Here is a 21,207-nt window from a genome sequence, read left to right on the forward strand (position 1 = left end):
TCTCCGTTCCCGCTGCGGAGAGAGCCCCCACCCCAGCCCTCCCCCGCAAGCGGGAGAGGGAGCAGACCGTCTCCGTGGAGAAAAAGCAGCCATGAAATTCACTCTCTCCTGGCTGAAGGATCATCTCGACACCGACGAGCCCCTGGAAAAGCTCGCCGAGAAGCTCACCATGATCGGGCTCGAGGTCGAGAACATCGAAGACAAGGCGAAGGCTCTCAAGCCCTTCACCATCGCGAAGGTGATCTCGGCCGAGCAGCATCCGAATGCGGACCGCTTGCGCGTCTGCATGGTCGACACCGGAGACGGTGGCGCGCCGGTGCAGGTCGTGTGCGGTGCGCCGAATGCGCGCGCGGGTCTTGTCAGCGTGTTCTCCCCGCCCGGGACCTACATTCCCGGCAAGGACATCACCCTCGGAATCGGCACCATCCGCGGCGTCGAGAGCCGCGGCATGCTGTGCTCGGCGGCGGAGCTGCAGATCTCCAACGACCATGACGGCATCATGGAATTGCCGGCGGACGCGCCCATTGGCGCCGGCTATGCCGAATGGGCCGCGCTCGGCGATCCCGTGGTCGAGATCAACCTGACGCCGAACCGGCAGGACTGCACCGGTGTGCACGGCATCGCGCGCGACCTCGCCGCCGCCGACATGGGCAAGTTCAAGGACCCCACGATCAAGCCGATCAAGGGCGAATTCCCCTGCCCGGTGAAGGTCACGGTCGAGGATTCCACGCTGTGCCCGGGCTTCGCGCTGCGCCTCGTGCGCGGCGTCAAGAACAAGCCGTCGCCGGAATGGCTGCAGAAGCGGCTGACCGCGATCGGGCTGCGCCCGATCAACGCGCTGGTCGACATCACCAATTTCATGACCTTCGATCGCGCGCGGCCGCTGCACGTGTTCGACGCGAAGAAGGTGAAGGGCAATCTCGTCGTGCGGCGCGGGCGTGAGGGCGAGAGCCTGCTCGCGCTCGACGGCCGCACCTACAATCTCGATCCCTCGATCTGCGTGATCGCCGACGAGCACGGCGTCGAATCGCTCGCCGGCATCATGGGCGGCGAGGCCTCGGGCTGCGACGATGAGACCACCGACGTGCTGATCGAATCGGCGCTGTGGAACGAGATCAACATCGCCCAGACCGGCCGCAAGCTCGGCATCAATTCGGACGCGCGCTATCGTTTCGAGCGCGGCGTCGATCCGGCTTTCATGGTGCCGGGACTGGAGCTCGCGACCAGGCTGGTGATGGAGATGTGCGGCGGCACGCCGTCCGAGACCGTCGTCGTCGGCAAGACCTTTGGCGACGATCACCTGATCGAATTCCCGATCACCGAGGTCAAACGCCTGTCCGGCATCGAGGTGCCGCAGTTGGAGATGAAGCGCATCCTGACCCATCTCGGCTTCATGATGGCGGGCCCGGGTCCGGTGGTGAAAGTCGCGGTGCCGTCCTGGCGCTCCGACGTGCACGGCAAGGCCGATATCGTCGAGGAGATCGTGCGCATCTTCGGCGTCGACAAGGTGCCGATGACGCCGTTCGAGCGCGGCGAGGACGCGCGCAAACCGGTGCTGACCCCGCTCCAGCTTCGCACCCGCCGTGCGCGGCGTGCGCTGGCGAGCCGCGGCTTGGTCGAGGCCGTGACGTGGTCGTTCATCGCCAAGCCTGCGGCCCAACTGTTCGGCGGCGGTCAGCGCGAGCTGGAAGTGGCCAATCCGATCGCCTCGGATCTGTCGGACATGCGCCCGACCCTTTTGGCAGGCCTGATCGCGGCGGCGCAGGCCAATGCCGATCGCGGCTTTGGCGATGTCGTGCTGTTCGAGGTCGGCCAATTGTTCAGGGGCGACCGCCCGCAGGATCAGTTCATGGCGGCAAGCGGCGTGCGCCGGGGCCTTGCTTCATCTGAAGGTCTCGGACGGCATTGGTCCGGTTCGGCGCAGGCTGACCTGTTCGACGCCAAGGCCGACGCGCTGGCGGTGCTGGCTGCGGCCGGTGCGCCGATGCAGGCGCTTCAGATCGTTGCCGGTGGACCCGGCTGGCTGCATCCGGGCCGCTCCGGCACGATTCAGATCGGCCCGCAGAACGTCCTCGGCTATTTCGGCGAGATGCACCCGCGTGCGCTGGAGACGCTCGGCGCCGACGGCCCGCTGATGGTGTTCGAGGTGGTTCTCGACCGCATCCCCGAGGCCAAGAAGAAGCCGACCCGCGCCAAGCCCTTGATCGAGCTGTCGGCGTTCCAGCCGGTGACGCGCGACTTCGCCTTCATCGTCGACCGCACCGTGAAGGCGGGCGACATCGTGCGCGCCGCGCAGGGCGTCGACAAGAAGCTGATCACCGCCGTCAACGTCTTCGACGTCTACGAGGGCAAGGGCATCGACGACGGCAAGAAGTCGATCGCGATCGCGGTGACGATCCAGCCGCGTGAGAAGACGCTGACCGATCAGGAGATCGAGGCCGTGGGCACCAAGATCGTGGCCGAGGTCGCGAAGAAGACCGGCGGCGTCTTGAGAGCATGATGCCGAAAAGTGTGAAGCGGTTTCCGGACAACATCATGCTCCAGAAGTAAAGCATGAGCCTTGCGGACTTTCTTCCGAAGGACGTCAGCCTCAGCGTTGCGATGGCGCTTTGCGCCGTCGCTTTCGTTTCGGGCACCGCGCGCGGCTTCTCCGGCTTCGGCTCGGCGCTGATCTTCATGCCGCTGGCGAGCAGCATCGCGGCGCCGCGGCTCGTTGCCGCTCTTCTGCTCGTGATCGATTTCGTCGCGGCCGCACCGCTCCTGCCCGACGCATGGCGCAAGGCGGACCGCAGGGCCACCGCGGTGATCGTGTTCGGCGCGCTGATCGGCGTCCCCATCGGCACTTATTTCCTCAGCGTGCTCGAGCCTGTCACCACGCGCTGGATCATCTCCTGCTTCGTCGCGGCTCTGCTGCTTCTGCTGCTGTCGGGCTGGCGCTATCGCGGCAAGGACCACGCCTGGCTCTCGGTCGGCATCGGCGGCCTCTCGGGCTTCTGCAGCGGCCTGGCGCAGACCGGCGGCCCGCCGATCGTCGGCTACTGGCTCGGCCGCCCCATCGCCCCGGTCGTCGCGCGCGCCAACATCGTGCTGTTCTTCGGTGCCTCCGATTTCTTCTCGATGGTCAGCTACGCGACCACGGGCCTGATCAGCAGAGAATCACTCGCACTGTCGCTGATCGTCGGCCCGGTCTATGCGCTCGGCGTCGCGTTCGGCGCGTCACTGTTCGGCCGCGCCAGCGAGAAGGTGTTTCGCAGCATCTGCTACGCGCTGATCGCGACGGCCGTGATCGCCGGGCTGCCGGTGCTGGATGGGATTTTGCGTTAATGTCGTCCCGGCGAAAGCCGGGACCCATACCGCGTGATCTATCGATGCGGCAGGCGGATGTATCGAACTCCGAGTCTTCGCCAAACCAGGTTTTGTAGTTATGGGTCCCGGCCCCCGTGCGCAATTGCGCACTAGGCCGGGACAACAGCGGAGTTTGTTCCGGCTTGGTTGCCCTACTGCCGTGGCGCCCGCCGCTTCTTCGTCGACTGTGTCGGCACGTCCTCGTCCTTGAGCGCGCCGATCTTGCGCAAAGCCGCCTCCGCCGCACGTTCGCCGCTCTCCCAGGCGCCATCGACGGTACCCCAGAGCGTCTCGTGCGTGGCTTCGCCGGCGAGGAACATGTTGCCGATCGGCTCCGCCAAAGCCTTTCGCGAGAGCTGGCCCCCGGGCGAAGACGCCGACATCGCGCCCATGACATAGGGCGAGGCATTCCAGCGCGTCGCACTGGTCTTCTGCACGGCGGCCACAGCCTCGCTGCCGAACAGCTTCGTGATCCATTCCTTGGCGAATGCCGTCATCGCCTTCTCGCCCTGCTCGGAGAGATCGCGGCCGAACGAGCCGCCGACATCGATCGAGCACAGCGAGGAGCCGCCGATATTGGCGAACATCAGCGCGGTGCGCGTCGAATTGCTCTGCTCGATGAGGATGTCGTCGCGCGCGAGCCCGAGCGGATTGCCCGGCAATTGCAGCACGATGTGATCGTAGCTGCCGAGGGTGAGCTTCGATGCTGCATCGAGCGTGCGCTTGGGAATGTCGGGCGCGAACTTGATGGCGCCCGACATTAGCACGTTGGTCGAGACCGTGACGATGGCGGCGCGGGCGGCGATCTTGCCGCTGGGCGTCTCGACGGCGACGTCGCGATTGCTCCAGACGATCCGGCTCGCCGGCGTCGCCAGCGCCACCGGCGCCTGCTCGCCGAGCTTCGTGATCAAGGTCCCCAGGCCCTGGCGGCACGCGATCGCGCCAGTGCGGTCCTGCGCGCGGGCCTTGTCGATGGCCGACAGCTCCTTCAGATCCTTGCCGGCAAAGCCAGCGCCCAGCATGAATTCGGCCGCGCCGGCCCAGTCGCCGAGATCCTTCGGCAGCACGGAGGCGCAGGAAGTATCCAGCTTGCCGCGTGCGGCCTCGTCGATGGCGCGGTTGGCGCGGACCAAAGCGGCCAGAAATTCCTCAGTCTCGCCGGCGCGGGCATTGCGGCGGCCGATGCGCATCTTCTGGCCCGAGGGCGCCGGCAGCACATCGAGACCCGCGCTGCGCGCCAGCCGGATCATCGGATTGGTGTCGGGATTGTGCATCCAGCGCGCGCCGCGGTCGAACGGCACGTCGAAGGTTCTGCTGTCCGTGATGCAGCGCCCGCCGATCTCGCCTGCGGCTTCCACCACCACGACCTTGCGACCCGCCGCCATGACCCGCCGCGCCGCCGCAATTCCCGCCGCCCCCGCGCCAATGACGACGATATCGGCCTCGCGCGGCAGGGGCGCGGCGGTTGCGCGCAGGACCGGCATCGCGGCAAGGGCGGCCGACGCCGAAAGGAAACCGCGGCGCGTGATTGTCATGTCATGGTTTCCGGGGACTTGCGGCAAACGGGAACAGCCCGCGAACCTTGCCGCATCTGATGTTGCGCAGCAACCATCATGGTGAATCAATCGTGCTTGATCTCGCAGAGCGATGAACCGAATTGCAACACGTTTCGACCATGATAAAGAAGGGAAAAAGACGGCCGGAAAAGGTCGTGGGGGGAGTTTGAAATGGGGACGGTCCTGGACTCAGTCGGCAAGCTGATTGCCGCGTACCTCTCGAAGGAGGTGCCGGGCTACGAGCCGTTCACGCCGAGCGACCCGGAGCACCTGCGCGGCGTCGTCGAGGCCGGCGACGTGCTGCTGGTCGAAGGCAACAACCGCATCTCCGGCATCATCAAATATCTGACGCAGTCGACCTGGTCGCATGCGGCGCTCTATGTCGGTCCGATCGAGGGCGCGGAAGAGGCCGATGGCGAACCGCATGTGCTGATCGAGGCCAATATCGGCGAAGGCGTCACCTCCGCGCCGCTGTCGAAATATTTCCCCTATCACACCCGCCTCTGCCGCCCGGTCGGGCTGTCCTATGAGGACCGCACCACCGTGTGCCGCTATGCGATCAACCGCATCGGCTTCGGCTACGACACCAAGAACATCGTCGACCTCATGCGCTACCTGTTCCCGCTGCCGATACCGCAACGCTGGCGGCGGCGCATGATCGCGCTCGGCTCGGGCGACCCGACCAAGATCATCTGCTCGGCCTTGATCGCACAGGCGTTCGACGCCGTGCGCTATCCAATCCTGCCGAAGATCACCAAGGCCGGCAGCCGCGCCGCCCGGCGCGAGATCCTGCACATCCGCGACTCCTCGCTGTATATGCCCCGCGACTTCGACATCTCGCCCTATTTCGAAGTCGTCAAACCCACCATCGTGCACGGCTTCGACTACACGGCCTTGCACTGGGCCGACATGCAAAAGCCGCTCGAGGAGGTAGCGGGCACTTTCAGTGTGTTTCCAGAAACGCTCCGTGCGCCGCCGCTCGTTCCTCAGGCGATTGACGAAGAAACGCCGGCAGAGGTTCCGGTTGAAGAAGTAGGCGCGCAGCCCGCGGCCGCTTCGGTCGCTTTCTCCGAGCATTTCTTGCTGCTGAGCGAGCTCGCGATGCATCGCGCGCGGGCACGGGGTGATATCTGCGAGATTGCGGCGTAGCCCCCGCTGTCGTCCCGGCGAAAGCCGGGACCCATACCGCGGAATCTATCCATCGCGGCCGGTCGCAGTACCGAACGACGAGTCTTCGCGAAACTCCTCTCCGCGACTATGGATCCCGGCTTTCGCCGGGACGACGGCTGGGGGTGTGGCGCCATCGCATCTCAACAGCCGTCATTGCGAGGAGCGCAGCGACGAAGCAATCCAGACTGCCGCTGCGGTGACATTCTGGATTGCTTCGCGGGGCCTGTCATCGGGCCGCGCTTCGCGCGGACCCGTTGGCTCGCAATGACGGGAATTACCGCTCCGCCCGTCCAATCACCGCCATCAGCTCCGCGATCTTCTCGCGCTGATCGGCCTTGTCGCCGCTCGCGATGGCGTGCTCGACGCAATGGGCGACGTGATCCTTCAGGACCTCCTCCTCGACCCGGCGCAGCGCGGCGCGCACCGCCGAGATCTGCGTGACGATGTCGATGCAGTACCGGTCTTCCTCGACCATCTTCGACAGGCCGCGAACCTGGCCCTCGATCCGGCCAAGACGTTTTCCGACGGATGCCTTGATGTCCTTGCGCATGGGGTTTATATACCCCTACCGGGTATGGGTTGCAAGCCCGAGAAGACCGGAGCATGGGAATGAAAGACGCGGACCAAGAGCATCACAACGGGAAAACTCATTCCGGATGCGGCTGCTCAGCGAAGGCGGCACCGCCCGTCAAGCCCGCGGCCTCGTCCTGCTGCGGCGGGCATGCCGATCATTCCGGCCACACCCATCATCACGCGCATCACCATGCTGATGCCACGAAAGTCCTCGATCCCGTCTGCGGCATGACGGTCGATTCCGCGACCTCGAAGCACCGGTTCGAACATCACGGCGAGACCTTCCATTTCTGCTCGGGCGGATGCCGCACCAAGTTCGCCGCCGATCCCGCCAAATATCTCGCCAAGGACAAGGCGCCCGAGCCCGAGATGCCCGCGGGCACGATCTACATCTGCCCGATGCATCCGGAGATCCGCCAGGTTGGACCCGGCAGCTGCCCGATCTGCGGCATGGCACTGGAGCCGGAAGTGGCGAGCCTCGAGACCGGGCCCAATCCGGAGCTTGCCGACATGACGCGGCGGTTCTGGATCGGCGGCGCGCTGGCGCTGCCGGCGGTGGTGCTGGAGATGGGCGGTCATCTCGCAGGACCGCACAGCTGGATCGATCAGACGCTCTCGAACTGGATCCAGCTGGTCTTCGCCACGCCCGTGGTCCTGTGGGCCGGCTGGCCGTTCTTCGTTCGCGGCTGGCAGTCGCTGGTGACGCGCAACCTCAACATGTTCACGTTGATCGCGATGGGCACGGGCGTCGCCTACCTCTACAGCATCGTCGGCACCGTCACGCCGCAGATCTTCCCGGACACGTTCCGCGGCCATGGCGGCGCGGTCGCCGTCTATTTCGAAGCGGCTGCCGTGATCACCGTGCTGGTGCTGCTCGGCCAGGTGCTGGAGCTGCGCGCACGTGACGCGACCTCGGGCGCGATCAAGGCGCTGCTGCAGCTGGCGCCGAAGACCGCGCGCCGCGTCGATGCCGATGGCAGCGAGCACGAGGTCGAGATCGACTCGCTTCATGCCGGTGATTCCCTGCGCGTCCGCCCCGGCGAGAAAGTGCCCGTCGACGGCATCATTCTCGAAGGCCGTTCCTCGCTCGATGAATCGTTGGTGACAGGTGAATCCATGCCGGTCACCAAGGAGACCGGCGCAAAGGTGATCGCAGGTACACTCAACCAGTCCGGCAGCTTCATCATGCGCGCCGACAAGGTCGGGCGCGAGACGCTGCTGTCGCAGATCGTGCAGATGGTCGCGGACGCGCAGCGCTCGCGCGCGCCGATCCAGCGCCTCGCCGATCAGGTCGCCGGCTGGTTCGTGCCCGCCGTGATCGTCGTCGCCATGGCTGCCTTCGCCGCCTGGACCTGGTTCGGGCCGGAGCCGCGGCTCGCCTTCGGCCTGGTCGCGGCGGTGAGCGTTCTGATCATCGCCTGCCCCTGTGCGCTGGGCCTCGCGACCCCGATGTCGATCATGGTTGGTGTCGGGCGCGGCGCGCAGGCAGGCGTCCTAATCAAGAACGCCGAGGCGCTGGAGCGCATGGAGAAGATCGACACGCTGGTGGTCGACAAGACGGGCACGCTGACCGAGGGCAAGCCCAAGGTGGTGTCGATCGTTCCGGCCGCCGGCTTCGCCGAAGATGACATCCTTCGCATGGCGGCGAGCGTCGAGCGCGCGAGCGAGCATCCCCTGGCAGATGCCATCGTGCGCGCGGCGAAAGAGAAGAAGCTCACGCTCGCTCAGGTCGATCAATTCGATTCGCCGACCGGCAAGGGCGCGACCGGCAGGGTCGAGGGCAGGACCACCGTGCTGGGCAATGCCAGATATGTGACGTCGATCGGCATCGACACCAAGCCGCTCGACGCTGAGGCCGAACGGCTGCGCGGAGACGGCGCCACGGTGATCAACATGGCCGTCGACGGCCGGCTTGCCGGCCTGTTCGCGATCGCCGATCCGGTCAAGGCCTCGACGCCTGAGGCGCTGAAGGCGCTCGCGGCCGAAGGCATCAAGGTCATCATGCTGACCGGCGACAACCGCACGACGGCTGAGGCGGTGGCGCGCTGGCTCGGCATTGCCGAGATCGAGGCCGAGGTGCTGCCGGATCAGAAGAGCGCGGTGGTGACCAAGCTGCAAAAGGCCGGCCGCAGCGTCGCGATGGCCGGCGACGGCGTCAACGACGCGCCGGCGCTGGCCGCGGCCGAGGTCGGCATTGCCATGGGCACCGGCACGGATGTGGCGATGGAGAGCGCGGGCGTGACCCTGCTCAAGGGCGACCTCACCGGCATCGTGCGGGCGCGAAAATTGTCGCAGGCGACCATGAGCAACATCCGCCAGAACCTGTTCTTTGCCTTCATCTACAACGCCGCCGGCATTCCGATCGCGGCCGGCATCCTCTATCCGGCGTTCGGCCTGCTGCTCTCCCCGATCATCGCGGCAGCGGCGATGGCGCTGTCCTCGGTGAGCGTGGTCGGGAACGCCCTGCGGCTTCGTGCGACGCGGCTGTGAGGGTCGCAGAATCCGTGTAGAACAGCTCCATTCGGCGATAGGCGCGGAGAGGACCTGATGCAGCGGATAACGATCACGATCGAGGACGATCTGTTGGCCGAGATCGACGCGGCGGCGGAGGCGCGTGGCTATCAAAACCGCTCCGAGATCATCCGCGATCTCGCCCGCGCCGGCCTGCAGCGGAGCTCCGAGGACACCGCGCAGACCGGCCAATGCGTCGCCGGTCTCGTCTATGTCTACGACCACGCCGCGCGCGATCTCTCGAAACGCCTGGTGCAGGAATTCCACGGCCATCACGACCTCGCGCTGGCGACCCTTCACGTCCATCTCGACGACAACAATTGCATGGAGATGACGGCGCTGCGCGGCGCAGCCTCCGAAGTCAAGCATTTCGCCGACCACATCATCGCCGAACGCGGCGTGCGCTACGGCCGCGTGGTGATGATCCCGACCGGGGAAGGCAAGCAGGCGAAGGGGCGCAAGCACGGGCATGGCCATCGGCATGAGTAGGCAGTAGCTCTCGTGCCCCGGACGCAGCGCAGCGCTTCTTCAGCGGTGCGCTGCAGAGCCGGGGCCCATTTCGCCGCATGCTTCTGGGTCCCGGCTCTGCAGCGCGGCATTTCATGCCGCGCCGCGTCCGGGACACGATCGTGCGTTGGGCAACCGCCCTTGCCGAAGCCGCATTCGGTGTCTACCTCTCGCAACGTGTTGACCTCAGGGGTGCCCCATGCTGGATGCCGCCATCAAGGCGCTGTCGCAAATGATCTCGCCGCCGATGCGCTCGATCCTGTGGCGATCGATCGGGCTGGCGCTGGTGCTGATCACCGTGCTGGCGATCGGCCTGCAGCGGCTGCTCAGCTGGTTCGCGACCTCTGGTGAGGTCTGGCTGGAGGGCCTGCTCGGACCGGGCTGGCATTCATCGATCGAAGTGCTTTCCTGGATCGTCTCGATCGCGGCGGGCCTCGGCGTCGTGTTCGGCGGCGTCTTCCTGATGCCCGCGATCACCTCGCTGGTGGCGAGCCTGTTCGTCGACGACGTCGCCGACATCGTCGAGCGCGAGCACTATCCCGCCGAGCGGCCGGGCGTGGCGCTGCCGTTCAGCCAGGCGATTTTCGAAGGCATCAAGACCGCGCTGCTGACGATCGTGGTCTATCTGATCGCGCTGCCGCTGGTGCTGTTCGCCGGCGCCGGCTTCCTGGTCTTCTTCGTCGCCGCCGCCTGGCTGCTCGGCCGAGAATATTTCGAGCTCGCGGCGATGCGCTTCCGCCCGCCGGCGGAAGCCAAGGCGTTGCGGCGCGACAACGCCGCGACCATCTTCACGGCCGGCCTGTTCATCGCCGCGTTCGTCTCGATCCCGATCGTCAATCTGGCGACGCCGATCTTCGGCATGGCCTTCATGGTCCACATGCACAAGCGGCTGTCGGGCCCGCGGCCCGAGCTGATCGAGCCGGCGCGCCAGATGCGGTGACGGCGCTTACGTCACCGCCACCCCGCATTTGCGCAGCAGCATCCTTGCAAAGCCGAACGGCGCCGGGGTGAACGGACCCGTCGGCGCGCGGGTGACCAGAGCGACGACGCCGAGCGCGGCGATCGCCAGCCAGAAGCACAGCCAGAAGCCGTCGATATAGGCGAGTACATTGGCCTCGCGCTGCACGGCGCCTGCGAGGGTGCCGACCGCGCGCGCCTGCGCCGATCCTGTGCCATGGGCCGCGAAATGGTCGGCGAGCTGCTTCAGCCGATGCATCACGTCGACATCGCCGACCGCAAGGTTCTGGCCGAGATAAAAGGAATGGACCTGCTCGCGCACGCGCAGCCATGTCCCCATCAGCGCCACGCCGATCTCGGCGCCGCCCAGCCGCATGACCTGGATGTAGGCGGCGAAGGACGTCGCGCGGCTCGGATCGGAGTTGGACAGCAGCGTGATGATCAGCGGAAGCAGGGTCAGTGACTGCCCGATCGCCTGCAGCAGCACGATGCCGGCGAAATCCTCCCGCGCCCAGGCGTGGGTGAGCTGCGTGCCCCAGAGATTGGCCGCGGCGAAGCAGGCGAATCCCACGACCAGCACCGTGCGCGTATCGAAATGCCTGAGCAGCCAGATCGAGAGCGGCACCAGCACGAACATCGGCAATGCGCCATAGGTGAGCAACAGTAGTCCGCTCTGCTCGGGCCTGAGCAGAACCACGTTGCCGAGGAAGTTCGGCACCAGCGAGGAATTGGACAGGCTGGTCAGCGTGTAGAGCAGGATCAGCACCAGTCCCAGGCCGACGTTGCGCGAGAACAAGACGTTGACATGCGCCCAGGGCTGCCTGACCAGCGACTCATTGACGAGGAAGCCGACAAGCAGCATCGCGCCGCTGGCGAGCAGCGCCATCACTGTGCCGGAGCTGAGCCAGTCGAGCCGGTTGCCCTGGTCGAGCCCGGCATAGACCATCGAGACCCCCGCGCCGAGCAGCAGCATGCCGCCCCAATCGGCCTCGCGCAGCAGCGCGCGGTTCACCGGCTCGCGCGGCGTGCCGAGATAGACCATCAGGCCCATCAGCGGCGCGATCACGACGCCCTGCCAGTACAGCCATTGCCAGCCGAGATGATCGACATAGAAGCCGACCAGCGAGGTCGAGCTGTCCAGGGCGAAGCCGACGCGGATCGCATAGATCGAGATCGCCGGCAGCCACCAGCGGATCGGCAGATTACGGAACACGATCATCAGCGTCGCCGGCACGAAGGTGCCGAGCAGAAGGCCGTGCACGACGCTGAGCACGAGCAGCGTCGTATAATCCTGCACGAACGGGATGATGAACGAGACGACGGCATAGACGAGGCTGGGAATGCCGAGCACGCGGCGCAGGCCGAACACGGTGGCAAGCCAGGCCACCGCGGGCGCGATGAAGATCTGCGATCCGATGCCGGCGGTGGAGAGCCAGGCGCCCTCGTCAAAGGAGAGCGAGAATGCGCCACGGAGGTCCGGCAGGCCGACCGTGGTCAGCCGGCTGTCGAAATTGGCGAGGAACGAGCCGAGCAGCACCGCCGCCACGGCAAAGATCGGCTGTGGCGCGACGCCGCCGCGCGAAAGCGGTCCGCGATCGGCATCGTCATTTTCCGCCATTCGTGCTCGCGGTGTCGATGCTGGTGACGACCGACATGCCCGGCACCAGCCGCGTCAGCAGCGGCTGACCATCGTCGAACTGAATTCGCACGGGAATGCGCTGCACCACCTTGGTGAAATTGCCGGTCGCATTGTCCGGCGGCAACAGCGCCACCTGTGCGCCCGTCGCCGGCGCGATCCGCTCGACCCTGCCGCGCAGCGTCTCGCGCGGAAAACTGTCGACGGTGATCTCGACCGGCTGGCCCGGCCGCACATGCGTGAGCTGGGTCTCCTTGTAGTTCGCGATCACATAGACTTTCGGCAGCGGCACCACGTTGATGAGATTGGTCCCGATATTGACGTAGTCGCCGGGCTGCACCTGGCGCTCGCCGACGACGCCGTCGAACGGCGCCGTTATTTTGGTGTAGCCGAGCTTGAGCTTTGCGCTCGCCAGCGTCGCCTTGGCCGCCTCGACATCCGCGGCGCGCTGCTTCCTGTTGCCTTGCAGGACTTCGAGCTGATGTTGCTGGGCCGCAATCACGGCGCGGCTGGCACGCACATCGGCCTGCGCCTTGGCGTAGGCGGCGACCGCCTGCTCGAGCCGTTGCCGCGTTCCGGACTCGGTCTGCGACAAGGACTGCTGGCGCTCCTGCTCCTGCTTTGCCTCGACCTCCATCGCTTCGGCAGACAGCCGCGCGGCCTGGGCCTGCGCGATCGTCGCATATTGCAGCTCGATCTGGTTGGCCAGATTGTCGAGCGTGGCCTGCGCGGCGGCCACGGCGGCTTCGGCCTGCGCGACTTCCGCCTCGTAATCGGCGGGGTCGATCTGGATCAGGAGATCGCCGGCCTTGACGCGCTGGAAGTCGGTGACCCCGACATTGAGCACCTCGCCCGAGACGCGACTCGACAGCCGCGTCAGCTCGGCGCGGACATAGGCGTCATTGGTGGTCTGGATCACGGCGTTGCCGACCCATTCGTCGAAGCGCAACGTCGCCAGCGCGACGAAGCCGAGCGCAACGATTACGGCGAACAGCGGGATCGCCAGCCGGCTCCAGAGCGAGGTGGCCGGCCGCTGCGTCGGCCTGGGCGACGGGGCAGGCGCCGCGGTGGGAGGCGTGGACGGAACTTGTTCTTGTTGACTCACGACATGACCCCAAAGCGGACTCGCCACGATCTCAGACCGTCTTCTCCGGCCACCGGCAGAGATCGTTGATCAGGCAGACCTCGCAGCGCGGCTTGCGCGCGAGGCAAGTATAGCGGCCGTGCAGGATCAGCCAATGATGGGCGTGCAGCATGAATTCGGCCGGGATCACCTTTTCGAGACCGAGCTCGACCTCGAGCGGTGTCTTGCCCGGCGCAAGTCCGGTGCGGTTGCCGACGCGGAAGACGTGCGTATCCACCGCCATCGTGTGCTCGCCAAAGGCCATGTTGAGCACGACGTTCGCGGTCTTGCGCCCCGCGCCCGGCAGAGATTCGATCTCGGCGCGCGTGCGCGGCACTGCGCCGCCGAAATCGCTGAGCACCTTTGCCGACAACGCAATGACGTTCTTCGCCTTGGTGCGATAGAGCCCGATGGTCTTGATGTACTCGCGCAGCCGCTCCTCGCCGAGGTCGAGCATCTTCTGCGGGCTGTCCGCCACCTCGAACAACGCGCGGGTCGCCTTGTTGACGCCGGCATCGGTCGCCTGCGCCGACAGCACCACGGCAACCAGCAGCGTGAACGGATTGACGTGCTCGAGCTCGCCCTTCGGTTCCGGATTGGCCTTGCGGAAACGGCTGAAGGCCTCGTGGATTTCGGCGGGGGTCCAGGGCCTTGTCGGCTTGAGTGGTTTTTTGGCGGGTGCGTTCGGCTTCGCGACGACCGCTTTTGCCTTTTTCTTCGGCACGGCCGCTTTGCGCGGCGCCGGCTTGCGAGTGATTTTCGCCATGATCGGGATATACTGAGGGACGATGAGCACAGGCAATGAAATTGAGCGCAACGCTTCTGAAGATCCGCGCGACGTGCAGATCTTCTCCGCTCTGCTGACGCCGCATCGCTCGCTGAACCGCACCGGCTTCCTCGCCGTGATGATGTTCGTCAGCGTCGTCAGCTTCGTCACGGGCCTGGCCTTCCTGATGATGGGGGCGTGGCCGGTGCTCTTCTTCTTCGGCCTCGACGTTCTCGTGATCTGGTGGGCCTTCAAGGCCAATTTCCGCGCCGCGCGGGCCCGTGAGGAGATCGTGGTGACCCCTTCCGAATTGCGCGTGCGCCGCGTCAGCCATCACGGCCAGGTCGCCGAATGGACGTTCAATCCGCTCTGGGTCCGGCTCGACATGGAGGTCGACGAGGATTTTGGCATCGAGCACCTCTATCTGATCTCGCGCGGCCACCAGATCCAGATCGCTCGCTTCCTCGGTCCGGAAGAAAAAGCAAGCTTTTACAAAGGCTTGTTGGAGGCACTGAACGCCGCCAAGCGCGGCCCGACCTACAATCCGGTCGGTTGATTCCGCGTCGGAAATCGGGTGGTTTCGCACCGGTGCGGCGCCTACATTTCCATTCATGATGACACTCGCCATAAACGATCAGCGCCTGGCCAAGCCGGGCCCCCAGAACGCCGCGCTGCGCGACTATGATTCGGTGCGCCGGGCGATCGCCTTCATCTCGGAGAATTGGCGTACGCAGCCGGCCATCGAGGCAATGGCGGACGCGGCCGGCGTCACGCCGGATGAGCTGCACCATCTGTTCCGCCGCTGGGCCTCGATCACGCCGAAGGCGTTCATGCAGGCGCTCACCCTGGATCACGCCAAGGGGCTGCTGCGGGATTCCGCGAGCATCCTCGACGCCGCGCTCGACTCCGGCCTATCGGGCCCCGGCCGCCTGCACGATCTCTTCGTCACCCATGAAGCGATGTCGCCGGGCGAATGGAAGAATGGCGGCGCCGGTCTGACCCTGCGCTACGGCTTCCATCCCTCGCCGTTCGGCACCGCGATCGTGATCGCGACCGACCGCGGATTGTCGGGCCTGGCCTTTGCCGACCATGGCGAGGAGAAGATCGCACTCGCCGACATGACGCGGCGCTGGCCGAACGCGACCTATGTCGAGGATCACGAAGGCACCGCACCGCTGGCAGCGCGCATCTTCGATTCGAAACTGTGGCGGCCGGACCAGCCGCTGCGCGTGGTCCTGATCGGCACCGATTTCGAGGTGCGGGTGTGGGAGACGCTGCTGAAGATCCCGATGGGCCGCGCGGTGTCCTATTCCGACATCGCCTGCAACATCAACAGCCCGAAGGCCTCGCGCGCCGTCGGCGCTGCGGTCGGCAAGAACCCGGTCTCATTTGTGGTCCCCTGCCACCGCGCACTCGGCAAGAGCGGCACGCTCACCGGCTACCATTGGGGCATCACCCGCAAGCAGGCGATGCTGGGCTGGGAAGCCGGGCGGCTGGGAATGCAGTAGTCGACCTCCACGGGGTCGTCCTGGCGAAAGCCAGGACCCATTACCCCAGGAAGGCATGGTGGCGCGAAGTGCTCACCACCAACCCCCGCAACAATGACGGCCGGTGGTTATGGGTCCTGGCTTTCGCCAGGACGACAGTATATGGCGACGTCGCCTCGCCTCTCGAAGATTGCCTCAGCCCGCCAGATCCAGCTTCGAGGCCACCGTCGAATCCGCATTCAAGCGGTAGATGATCGGCACGCCGGTCGCGAGCTCGCGCTTCAGGATGCCTTCGGGCGAGAGCTTTTCCAGCACCATGATCAGCGCGCGCAGCGAGTTGCCGTGGGCGGCGACCAAGGTGCGCTTGCCGTTGAGCACGCCGGGCAGGATTTCCTGCACGTAGTATGGCAGCGCGCGCGCGAGCGTGTCCTTCAGGCTCTCGCCGCCGGGCGGCGGCACGTCGTAGGAGCGGCGCCAGATCAACACCTGGTCCTCGCCCCATTTCTTGCGCGCGTCATCCTTGTTGAGGCCGGAGAGATCGCCATAGTCGCGCTCGTTCAGCGCGAGGTTCTTCATCGTCGGCAGGCCCTCCTGGCCGAGCTCGCCGAGGATGAGGTCGAGCGTGTGCTGCGCACGCGTCAGGACCGAGGTGTAGGCGACGTCGAACTCAAGTCCCTGCGCCTTTAGCTTGCGGCCGGCTTCCGTGGCTTCCTTCACGCCGAGCTCGGTCAGATCAGGGTCCTTCCAGCCCGTGAACAGGTTCTTCAGATTCCATTCGCTCTGGCCGTGGCGCACGAGCACGAGAAGACGTTCGCTCATCAACTGCTTTCCATCTAGTTTATTGTCTTGAGCATGACCTTGTCGGAAAACCGCTTCGCGCTTTTCCGGATCATGCTCTCGTTCAGATGTCGGACAGGCCGAGCACGTCGGCCATGGAGTAGTGCCCCGGCTTCTTGCCATGCGCCCACAGCGCCGCCTTCAGCGCGCCGTGGGCGAACAGCATGCGGTCCTCGGCCTGATGCGACAGCGTCAGGCGCTCGAACGGGCCGAGGAAGGTGACGCTGTGATCGCCGGCCACCGTGCCGCCGCGCAAGGACGCGAAACCGATATGGCCCGGCCTGCGCGCACCGGTGATGCCGTCGCGACCACGCTCGGAATGATCATCGAGGGTGACGCCGCGGCCGGCCGCCGCCGCCTGACCCAGCATTAGCGCGGTGCCCGAGGGTGCGTCGATCTTCATGCGGTGATGGGTTTCGACGATCTCGATGTCGAACGTCTGGTCGAGCGCCTTGGCGACCCGCTTGACCACCGCGGCGAGCAGATTGACGCCCAGGCTCATATTGCCGGATTGCACCACGATGGCGCGGTTGGTGACGCTCTTGATCACGGCATTGTCGGAACCCGACAGCCCGGTCGTGCCGACGACATGCACGATGCCGCGCTCGGCGGCGATCGCGACATTGGCGATGGTCGCCGCCGGCACGGTGAAATCGAGGATGCCGTCGGCCTCCTTCGACATCGCCCAGAGATCGGCGGAGAGCTTGATGCCGTTGGCCGGAAGGCCCGCGAGCACACCGGCATCCTTGCCGAGCAGTTCCGAGCCCGGCGCCTCCAGCGCACCTGCGAGCACCGCGCCTTTGCTCTCGGCAATCGCCCGTGTCAGCGCCCGGCCCATCCGGCCGCCGGCCCCAGCAACAATCAAGCGCATGTCGGACATGGTGTGTTCCTCTTCGCAGCCGTTGTAGCGGGGGGAGGCAGTTCCGGCAACCGAGGGGGCGAGCTCCATCGTCATGCCCGGGCTCGTCCCGGGCATCCACGAAAGGCCGTACATCGGAGCAAAGACGTGGATGGCCGGGTCAAGCCCGGCCATGACGCAGCTGGTCGCGCCTCAGCCGTCCTGCGGCTGCGGGCCGTCATAGCCCTCGATGATGATGAGATCGGCGACCGAGTGCGGCTGGCGCACCTTGATATTGGCCTGGTATTCCGGCGAGTTGTAGCAGGCGATCGCGGTCTCGTAGTCCGGGAATTCGATCACGACGTTGCGGGTGCGACTGGCGCCTTCGACGGTGGTGAACTTGCCGGCGCGCACGACGAAGCGGCCGCCCCATTTCTTGAAGATCGGACCGTTGGCGACCGCATAGGGCTTGTAGCCCTCGTCACTGCTCACGTCGACACGCCCGATCCAATAGCCTTTTGCCATCGTTGTTCTCCCTGGGTTGTTGGTTAGCCGAGCGCCTCGGCGATCTCACGCTGGATCGCGTCAGCGACGGCCTTTGGATCCGCCGCTTCCACCACCGGTCGGCCGACGACGAGATAATCGGCGCCGGCACTGATTGCACGGCCCGGCGTCATGATGCGCTTCTGGTCGCCGCTTGCCGAGCCCGCGGGCCGGATGCCGGGAGTGACGAGGTGCATCTGATGACCGACGATCTTGCGCAAGGCGCCGACTTCCTCCGGCGACGAGACAAGCCCGTCGACGCCGAGCACCTGCGCCTGCTGTGCGCGTGCCTCGACCAGCTCGGAGACGCCGAGCCGATAGCCGGCCGCATGCAGATCGTCATCGTTGTAGGACGTCAGCACGGTGACGGCGAGAATCTTCAAGCTCGCACTGCCGCGTCCTTCGACGGCCCCCTTCATGGTCTGCGGATAGGCGTGCACGGTGACGAAGGTTGCGCCGAGCCTGGCGACGCTCTCGACGCCTCGCGTGACGGTGTTGCCGATGTCGTGCATCTTGAGATCGGCGAAGACCTTCTTGCCGCGATCGGCGAGCTTGCCGATCAGCGGAAGGCCGCCGGCATAGGCGAGCTGATAGCCGATCTTGTAGAACGCGACGCTGTCGCCGAGCCTGTCGATCATCGCTTCCGCGGCATCGACGCTCGGCACGTCGAGCGCGACGATCAAGCGGTCCTTGGGGGCGATTTCGGCTGGCGTCATGTCACCTCACATCATGCGTTGGGAAATGTCGATCAGCTGCGCGACCAGCTGCTTCAATGCGGCGATATCGGCCTCGTTCTTCAGCCTGTCCATATCGTCATAGGCCTGGTCGGCAAAGGCGAGCGTGAGCTGGCTCGGGATCACATTGGCGTGGCAGGAGGTCAGGATCAAACGCAGCGCCTGGAGCGCGCGGGCGGTGCCCAGCCGGCTCTGCGAGGCGCCGGCGAGCGCGAAGGCGCGGCTGCGAAACACCTCGCCGCGCGCCTCGTGCAGCTCGTGCACGCGGCTGACCCAATCGATCGCGTTCTTCAGCAGCGGCGGCACCGAAGCGTTGTATTCGGGCGTGACGAACAGCACGCCGTGATGCGCGCCGATCATGCGCTTGAGGTTGATCGCGTGCTTGGGCACGCCGGACTTGGCCTGGAGATCGCCGTCATAGATCGGCAGCGGGAAATCGGCGAGCGAGATGCGGGTGACGTCGACGCCGGCCTGGGCGAATTCATAGGCCGCGACCGCCGCCAGCTTCGCATTGTGCGAGCCAGTGCGCAGCGAGCCGGGAATGAGCAGGATCTTGGGAGCTGACATCCAATCCAATGCGTTCGGCGAAACGAGCCCGCCGCGCAAAAGGAGATGCCGGCGGAATTAGCCCTTGCGATACACCCAGACGCGGGCCGGCGGAAGGTTCATCCATATCCGTTCCGAGGCCTCTGTGGACACGCCGGGCAGCGATTTCGGGATCGGCGGTATGACCGCGTAGGTGAACTGGACGAACGGCGCGCCGGGTGCGAGCGCGGTGAAGGCGTCGCGGATGAGCCGCAGCCGCGTCAGCATCGGCTTCGTGACGAGCGGCAGCCCCGAGACCACGGCAGAAGCCGGCGCGCTCAGCACGTTCCAGAGCGTGTCGCGCAGGCGATAGGCATCGCCCTGCACCACCTTGGCTTGCGGATAGCGGTCGCGCAGCAGCGCGCAGAACCCAGGATTGTATTCGACGAGGACGAGCCGCTTCTGATCGACACCGCGCTCAATCAGGGCCGAGGTGATGGCGCCGGTGCCGGGTCCGAGCTCGACCACCGGTGCGTCCGAGTCGACATCGACGTAATGGGCCATGGTTCGGGCCAGCAGCTTGCCCGACGGCATCACCGCACCCATGTGCAGCGGCTTTTCGATCCACGACCGGAGAAAACGCACCTCGTCATCAAGACGAGGCTTCTTCAACGCACGCGCGGACGATGGCAAGGGCATGTCAGGACCGGACGGGACCGCGGGACCGCGGCGTGTCAGAAAATGGTCATAAAGACGTATAGGCCGAAGGCGGCACGGTCAAGACGCGTCAACTCGCGCGATTACCGAAGAAATCCTTGACCTTGGCGAAGAAGCCTTCCGATTCCGGCTGCGTGTTGTCGGAGGAGAGCTTGTCGAACTCGGCCAGCAATTCCTGCTGTTTCTTGGTGAGGTTCTGCGGGGTCTCGACCACGACCTGGACATACATGTCGCCCATCTGGCGCGAGCGCAGCACCGGCATGCCTTTTGATGCAATGCGGAATCGCCGGCCCGACTGGGTTCCGGCCGGCACCTTCACCTTGGTCTTGGTCTTCTCGATGGTCGGCACCTCGAACTCGCCGCCGAGGGCGGCCGTCACCATCGAGATCGGCACGCGGCAATGCAGATCAGCACCGTCGCGCTGGAAGAACTGGTGCTGCGCCAGCGACAGGAAGATGTAGAGGTCGCCGGGCGGGCCGCCGCGGACACCGGCCTCGCCCTCGCCGGCGAGCCTGATCCTGGTGCCGTCCTCGACGCCTTGCGGAATGTTGACCGACAGCGTGCGTTCGCGGGTAACCCGGCCCTGGCCCGAGCAGGACGGGCAGGCATCCTCGATCATCTGCCCGCGACCCTGGCAGCCGGGACAGGTGCGCTCGAGCGTAAAGAAGCCCTGCGACTGCCGCACGCGGCCGGCGCCGCCGCAGGTCGAGCAGGTCTTCGGCTTGGTCCCGGCCTTGGCGCCGATGCCCGAGCAAGCCTCGCAGGTGACAGAGACCGGAATCTCGATCTGCGCGGTCTTGCCGCCGAAGGCTTCCTCGAGCGTGATCTCCATGTTGTAGCGCAGGTCGGCGCCGCGCTCGCGGCCGCCGCGGCCGCGTTGTCCGGCCATGCCGAACAGATCTTCGAAAATGTCGGAAAATGAGGAGGCGAAGCCCGCGCCGAAGCCGGCGCCACCGCCGCCCTGCTCGAAAGCGGCATGACCGTAGCGGTCATAGGCGGCGCGCTTGTCCCTATCCTTCAGGACCTCGTAGGCCTCGTTGATCTCCTTGAATTTGACTTCGCTGGTGTCGTCCCCGGGGTTGCGATCGGGATGGAATTTCATCGCCAGCTTGCGGAACGATGCCTTCAGCTTGCCTTCGTCGGCGTCGCGTTCGACTTCGAGGGTCTCGTAGTAGCAGCGCTTCGTGGACGTGGACATGATGAGCTCGGTCTATCCAATCGCGAATCAAGTCGGGGCGAAACGATGCCGCTGCGCGACGACATAATCCTTCCGCCGCGCGGCGGAAGAGGGCACGGCGGCGTTCCGCATAACGGCTGGGAATTGATCGATCGTAACGGGCATCTGTCCCGCGCCTCCCGACACGACGGCCTCCCCCGCGAGG

At 65.9% G+C, this 21,207-nt stretch carries 20 protein-coding genes; 8 read left to right on the top strand and 12 right to left on the bottom strand.

Annotated features, from left to right (window positions below):
• Positions 1 to 91: 91 nt before the first annotated feature.
• A complete protein-coding gene (gene pheT, locus HAP40_RS00700; protein WP_166811708.1) occupies positions 92 to 2,500 on the top strand; it encodes a phenylalanine--tRNA ligase subunit beta in 2,409 nt (802 codons plus the stop codon).
• Positions 2,501 to 2,553: 53 nt separating this feature from the next.
• The gene (locus tag HAP40_RS00705; protein WP_166811706.1) at positions 2,554 to 3,324 is read left to right on the top strand and encodes a sulfite exporter TauE/SafE family protein; all 771 of its coding nucleotides are present in this window, start codon (positions 2,554 to 2,556) and stop codon (positions 3,322 to 3,324) included.
• A 173-nt stretch (positions 3,325 to 3,497) separates the two neighbouring features.
• Here the strand turns inward: HAP40_RS00705 and HAP40_RS00710 are convergent, their stop codons facing one another.
• Positions 3,498 to 4,880 carry a flavin monoamine oxidase family protein gene (locus HAP40_RS00710; protein WP_166811704.1) on the bottom strand — a complete coding sequence of 461 codons (1,383 nt, stop codon included), beginning with the start codon at positions 4,878 to 4,880 and terminating at the stop codon, positions 3,498 to 3,500.
• Between the two features lie 192 nt (positions 4,881 to 5,072).
• On the opposite strand from HAP40_RS00710, the gene HAP40_RS00715 reads away from it, so the two are divergent.
• Complete coding sequence (locus tag HAP40_RS00715; protein WP_166811703.1) at positions 5,073 to 6,050, top strand: YiiX/YebB-like N1pC/P60 family cysteine hydrolase; 978 nt, start codon at positions 5,073 to 5,075, stop codon at positions 6,048 to 6,050.
• A 295-nt stretch (positions 6,051 to 6,345) separates the two neighbouring features.
• Here the strand turns inward: HAP40_RS00715 and HAP40_RS00720 are convergent, their stop codons facing one another.
• Positions 6,346 to 6,621, bottom strand: a complete 276-nt coding sequence (locus HAP40_RS00720; RefSeq protein WP_007598521.1) for a metal-sensitive transcriptional regulator — start codon at positions 6,619 to 6,621, stop codon at positions 6,346 to 6,348.
• Between the two features lie 59 nt (positions 6,622 to 6,680).
• Between HAP40_RS00720 and HAP40_RS00725 the strand changes: the two genes are divergently transcribed.
• The 3 genes from HAP40_RS00725 to HAP40_RS00735 all read left to right on the top strand — a co-directional run bounded on the left by HAP40_RS00725 (position 6,681) and on the right by HAP40_RS00735 (position 10,602).
• The gene (locus HAP40_RS00725) at positions 6,681 to 9,134 is read left to right on the top strand and encodes a heavy metal translocating P-type ATPase (protein WP_166811701.1); all 2,454 of its coding nucleotides are present in this window, start codon (positions 6,681 to 6,683) and stop codon (positions 9,132 to 9,134) included.
• Positions 9,135 to 9,191: 57 nt separating this feature from the next.
• Positions 9,192 to 9,644 (top strand): nickel-responsive transcriptional regulator NikR, encoded by a 453-nt coding sequence (nikR, locus tag HAP40_RS00730; protein WP_166811699.1) that lies wholly within the window; start codon positions 9,192 to 9,194, stop codon positions 9,642 to 9,644.
• A 217-nt stretch (positions 9,645 to 9,861) separates the two neighbouring features.
• Complete coding sequence (locus HAP40_RS00735) at positions 9,862 to 10,602, top strand: sulfate transporter family protein (protein ID WP_166811697.1); 741 nt, start codon at positions 9,862 to 9,864, stop codon at positions 10,600 to 10,602.
• 6 nt (positions 10,603 to 10,608) lie between these two features.
• Here HAP40_RS00735 and HAP40_RS00740 read toward each other — a convergent pair whose 3' ends face one another.
• Genes HAP40_RS00740 through nth form a run of 3 tightly spaced genes read right to left on the bottom strand, consistent with a single transcriptional unit; the run spans position 10,609 to position 14,144 of the window.
• Entirely contained in the window at positions 10,609 to 12,237 is a 1,629-nt protein-coding gene (locus tag HAP40_RS00740) for an MFS transporter (protein ID WP_166811695.1), read from the bottom strand.
• On the bottom strand, positions 12,224 to 13,360 hold the full coding sequence (locus HAP40_RS00745) for an HlyD family secretion protein (protein WP_166811693.1): 1,137 nt from the start codon (positions 13,358 to 13,360) through the stop codon (positions 12,224 to 12,226). The genes HAP40_RS00740 and HAP40_RS00745 overlap by 14 nt, the downstream gene beginning before the upstream one ends.
• A 31-nt stretch (positions 13,361 to 13,391) precedes the next feature.
• Positions 13,392 to 14,144, bottom strand: coding sequence for an endonuclease III (gene nth, locus HAP40_RS00750; RefSeq protein ID WP_166811691.1), 753 nt, complete (start codon positions 14,142 to 14,144; stop codon positions 13,392 to 13,394).
• Between the two features lie 22 nt (positions 14,145 to 14,166).
• Here nth and HAP40_RS00755 point away from each other — a divergent pair, with 22 nt between their 5' ends.
• Both HAP40_RS00755 and HAP40_RS00760 read left to right on the top strand, forming a co-directional pair.
• Positions 14,167 to 14,700: a DUF2244 domain-containing protein gene (locus tag HAP40_RS00755; RefSeq protein ID WP_166811689.1), complete on the top strand. Its 534-nt coding sequence runs from the start codon at positions 14,167 to 14,169 to the stop codon at positions 14,698 to 14,700.
• 55 nt (positions 14,701 to 14,755) lie between these two features.
• Positions 14,756 to 15,652 (top strand): methylated-DNA--[protein]-cysteine S-methyltransferase, encoded by an 897-nt coding sequence (locus tag HAP40_RS00760; protein ID WP_166811687.1) that lies wholly within the window; start codon positions 14,756 to 14,758, stop codon positions 15,650 to 15,652.
• Between the two features lie 174 nt (positions 15,653 to 15,826).
• Here the strand turns inward: HAP40_RS00760 and HAP40_RS00765 are convergent, their stop codons facing one another.
• The 7 genes from HAP40_RS00765 to dnaJ all read right to left on the bottom strand — a co-directional run bounded on the left by HAP40_RS00765 (position 15,827) and on the right by dnaJ (position 21,023).
• Entirely contained in the window at positions 15,827 to 16,450 is a 624-nt protein-coding gene (locus HAP40_RS00765) for a 2,3-bisphosphoglycerate-dependent phosphoglycerate mutase (RefSeq protein WP_166811685.1), read from the bottom strand.
• Between the two features lie 82 nt (positions 16,451 to 16,532).
• Complete coding sequence (dapB, locus tag HAP40_RS00770) at positions 16,533 to 17,348, bottom strand: 4-hydroxy-tetrahydrodipicolinate reductase (protein ID WP_166819201.1); 816 nt, start codon at positions 17,346 to 17,348, stop codon at positions 16,533 to 16,535.
• Between the two features lie 171 nt (positions 17,349 to 17,519).
• The gene (locus HAP40_RS00775) at positions 17,520 to 17,831 is read right to left on the bottom strand and encodes a DUF1330 domain-containing protein (RefSeq protein ID WP_166811683.1); all 312 of its coding nucleotides are present in this window, start codon (positions 17,829 to 17,831) and stop codon (positions 17,520 to 17,522) included.
• A 23-nt stretch (positions 17,832 to 17,854) separates the two neighbouring features.
• On the bottom strand, positions 17,855 to 18,565 hold the full coding sequence (gene pyrF, locus HAP40_RS00780; protein WP_166811681.1) for an orotidine-5'-phosphate decarboxylase: 711 nt from the start codon (positions 18,563 to 18,565) through the stop codon (positions 17,855 to 17,857).
• A 6-nt stretch (positions 18,566 to 18,571) separates the two neighbouring features.
• Positions 18,572 to 19,150, bottom strand: a complete 579-nt coding sequence (locus tag HAP40_RS00785; RefSeq protein WP_166811679.1) for an NADPH-dependent FMN reductase — start codon at positions 19,148 to 19,150, stop codon at positions 18,572 to 18,574.
• A 57-nt stretch (positions 19,151 to 19,207) separates the two neighbouring features.
• A complete protein-coding gene (locus tag HAP40_RS00790) occupies positions 19,208 to 19,807 on the bottom strand; it encodes a class I SAM-dependent methyltransferase (protein WP_166811677.1) in 600 nt (199 codons plus the stop codon).
• An 88-nt stretch (positions 19,808 to 19,895) separates the two neighbouring features.
• Positions 19,896 to 21,023 carry a molecular chaperone DnaJ gene (gene dnaJ, locus HAP40_RS00795; protein ID WP_166811676.1) on the bottom strand — a complete coding sequence of 376 codons (1,128 nt, stop codon included), beginning with the start codon at positions 21,021 to 21,023 and terminating at the stop codon, positions 19,896 to 19,898.
• Between the last annotated feature and the right edge of the window lie 184 nt (positions 21,024 to 21,207).

Source organism: Bradyrhizobium sp. 1(2017) (assembly GCF_011602485.2).
GTDB lineage: Bacteria > Pseudomonadota > Alphaproteobacteria > Rhizobiales > Xanthobacteraceae > Bradyrhizobium.

Bases quoted from the DNA above. Each gene is read 5' to 3' on its own strand.
- pheT (WP_166811708.1), top strand. From the start codon at position 92: ATGAAATTCACTCTCTCCTGGCTGAAGGATCATCTCGACACCGACGAG.
- HAP40_RS00705 (WP_166811706.1), top strand. From the start codon at position 2,554: ATGAGCCTTGCGGACTTTCTTCCGAAGGACGTCAGCCTCAGCGTTGCG.
- HAP40_RS00710 (WP_166811704.1), bottom strand. From the start codon at position 4,880: ATGACAATCACGCGCCGCGGTTTCCTTTCGGCGTCGGCCGCCCTTGCC.
- HAP40_RS00715 (WP_166811703.1), top strand. From the start codon at position 5,073: ATGGGGACGGTCCTGGACTCAGTCGGCAAGCTGATTGCCGCGTACCTC.
- HAP40_RS00720 (WP_007598521.1), bottom strand. From the start codon at position 6,621: ATGCGCAAGGACATCAAGGCATCCGTCGGAAAACGTCTTGGCCGGATC.
- HAP40_RS00725 (WP_166811701.1), top strand. From the start codon at position 6,681: ATGAAAGACGCGGACCAAGAGCATCACAACGGGAAAACTCATTCCGGA.
- nikR (WP_166811699.1), top strand. From the start codon at position 9,192: ATGCAGCGGATAACGATCACGATCGAGGACGATCTGTTGGCCGAGATC.
- HAP40_RS00735 (WP_166811697.1), top strand. From the start codon at position 9,862: ATGCTGGATGCCGCCATCAAGGCGCTGTCGCAAATGATCTCGCCGCCG.
- HAP40_RS00740 (WP_166811695.1), bottom strand. From the start codon at position 12,237: ATGGCGGAAAATGACGATGCCGATCGCGGACCGCTTTCGCGCGGCGGC.
- nth (WP_166811691.1), bottom strand. From the start codon at position 14,144: ATGGCGAAAATCACTCGCAAGCCGGCGCCGCGCAAAGCGGCCGTGCCG.
- HAP40_RS00755 (WP_166811689.1), top strand. From the start codon at position 14,167: ATGAGCACAGGCAATGAAATTGAGCGCAACGCTTCTGAAGATCCGCGC.
- HAP40_RS00760 (WP_166811687.1), top strand. From the start codon at position 14,756: ATGATGACACTCGCCATAAACGATCAGCGCCTGGCCAAGCCGGGCCCC.
- HAP40_RS00765 (WP_166811685.1), bottom strand. From the start codon at position 16,450: ATGAGCGAACGTCTTCTCGTGCTCGTGCGCCACGGCCAGAGCGAATGG.
- dapB (WP_166819201.1), bottom strand. From the start codon at position 17,348: ATGTCCGACATGCGCTTGATTGTTGCTGGGGCCGGCGGCCGGATGGGC.
- HAP40_RS00775 (WP_166811683.1), bottom strand. From the start codon at position 17,831: ATGGCAAAAGGCTATTGGATCGGGCGTGTCGACGTGAGCAGTGACGAG.
- pyrF (WP_166811681.1), bottom strand. From the start codon at position 18,565: ATGACGCCAGCCGAAATCGCCCCCAAGGACCGCTTGATCGTCGCGCTC.
- HAP40_RS00785 (WP_166811679.1), bottom strand. From the start codon at position 19,150: ATGTCAGCTCCCAAGATCCTGCTCATTCCCGGCTCGCTGCGCACTGGC.
- HAP40_RS00790 (WP_166811677.1), bottom strand. From the start codon at position 19,807: ATGCCCTTGCCATCGTCCGCGCGTGCGTTGAAGAAGCCTCGTCTTGAT.
- dnaJ (WP_166811676.1), bottom strand. From the start codon at position 21,023: ATGTCCACGTCCACGAAGCGCTGCTACTACGAGACCCTCGAAGTCGAA.